This is a genomic window from Pseudomonadota bacterium, assembly GCA_010028905.1.
GTDB lineage: Bacteria > Vulcanimicrobiota > Xenobia > RGZZ01 > RGZZ01 > RGZZ01.
Genome location: RGZZ01000716.1, coordinates 1 through 1,821 on the forward strand (window position 1 = coordinate 1; position 1,821 = coordinate 1,821).

Here is a 1,821-nt window from a genome sequence, read left to right on the forward strand (position 1 = left end):
GGGCACGACACTCCCGCCACGGCAACCGCCTCCACCGAGGTACACGACCCCACCGACCCCATGGCCGGATTTCCCTACGGCTCGGTGGTGAGCTACGCCCTGTCCGACGACGGTTCACCCATTCTGCTCACGAGCGCATTGGCCGAGCACACCCGCAACTTCAGCGCAGATTCGCGCGCCTCGCTGTTCGTGGGCGAGACAGGTAGAGACGGTGATGTGCTGGCCCTCGGACGCGTGACCCTGCTGGGCGTCGTCGAACGCGCGACCGATTCCGACGACCGTGCCCGCTACCTCGACCGTCATCCGGAAGCCGCCTACTACGCCGATTTCAAGGATTTCGCGTTCTATCGCCTGCAGGTGAAGGCCGTGCGCTACATCGGCGGATTCGGCCGCATGTCGTGGACCCCCATCGAAGACTGGGGCTGCGCTCGCCCCGACCCTACGGCCGCGTTCGCGCCAGGTGTCATCACACACATGAACGACGATCACGCCGACAGTCTGGTGCTGCTGTGCCGGCACCACGCGGGCCTGTCGGAGACCACCGAGGCGCGCATGCAGGGGTTCGATCGCCTGGGCTTCGAGATGCAGGCCGTCACGCCCCAGGGGCCGCGATTCGTGCGACTCGGCTTTCCCCAGCCCGTCGAGACGCCAGAGGCGACACGCGCCACGTTCATTGAGATGGTGAAGGAGGCACGCGCGCGGTGAAATCGCTGACCGAGCACCTGTGGATGGAGGTCCCGAAGCGGCGGGGGTACATGAACATCACCCCCAAGGTCGACGAGCTGGTGCGCAAGAGCGGGATTCGCGAAGGGCTCTGCCTCGTGAACGCCATGCACATCACCGCCAGCGTCTACATCAATGACGACGAGGGCGGGCTGCTCGAAGACTTCGACGACTTCCTCGAACGCCTGGCCCCGTTCAACGCGTCTCCCTCGGTCTACCGCCACAACCGCACGGGGGAAGACAACGGCGATGCCCACATCAAGCGCCAGATCTTCGGGCGTGAGGTGGTGGTGGCCATCACCGATGGAAAGCTCGACTTCGGTCCGTGGGAACAGATCTTTTACGCCGAGTTCGATGGGCGACGCAAGAAGCGCGTGCTCGTGAAGATCATCGGCGAGTGAGGAGCCTGCCATGACACGCGCGACCCCAACGCACCGCCGCAGGCCAGGCGCACTTCTGGTGGCGCTGCTCACAGGCTTGTCGGCGTGGCTCACCACGGCCCCGCGGGCCGCCACTGCCGGCCCGGCGCTCACCCTGCAGGTGAAGGCCCCCTGGGCCGAGGGGGGCACCATCGATGCGCGCTACACCTGCGATGGCGCCGATGTCTCGCCCGCGCTGTCGTGGCGCGGGGGCGGCAATGGGTCTCTGTTCTTCGCCATCACGTGCGTCGATCCAGACGCCCCGGGCGGTAGCTTCGTCCACTGGCTGGTGTATGATCTCCCGTTCCGCGGCGGGCGCATCAACGAAGACGCGCCCAAGACCCTGACCCTCCCGGGCGGTGCGCGGCAAGGCCTGAACGACTTCGGGCGCGTGGGCTGGGGAGGACCTTGCCCCCCCGTGGGCGCGCGCCATCGCTACGTCATCACGGTGTACGCCTACCGCTCGCCGCTGGGCCTGGCTCCCAAGTGCCGCATCACCGATCTCGAGAAGGCGCTGAGAGGGCGCGTCACACAGACGGGCCGCGTGACCGGTGTGTTCGCCCATTGAGGCCTCGCAAGGATGAGAGGCTCGCCCCCGGGCCAGCCCTCGGAAGACGCCCGCGCGCGCTGACCACGCGCGCGATGACGGTGCTCGCGCTCGCCGCGCTCACCCTCGCGC

3 protein-coding genes are annotated in these 1,821 nt (G+C 67.7%); all 3 read left to right on the forward strand.

The window, feature by feature from the left end:
* Positions 1-705, forward strand: a 705-nt coding sequence (locus tag EB084_24645; GenBank protein ID NDD31453.1) for a HugZ family protein, incomplete at its 5' end; no start/stop codon positions are given.
* Positions 702-1,124: a YjbQ family protein gene (locus EB084_24650; GenBank protein NDD31454.1), complete on the forward strand. Its 423-nt coding sequence runs from the start codon at positions 702-704 to the stop codon at positions 1,122-1,124. The genes EB084_24645 and EB084_24650, both read left to right, overlap by 4 nt.
* Before the next feature lie 10 nt (positions 1,125-1,134).
* Positions 1,135-1,710: a YbhB/YbcL family Raf kinase inhibitor-like protein gene (locus EB084_24655; GenBank protein ID NDD31455.1), complete on the forward strand. Its 576-nt coding sequence runs from the start codon at positions 1,135-1,137 to the stop codon at positions 1,708-1,710.
* Positions 1,711-1,821: the final 111 nt, after the last annotated feature.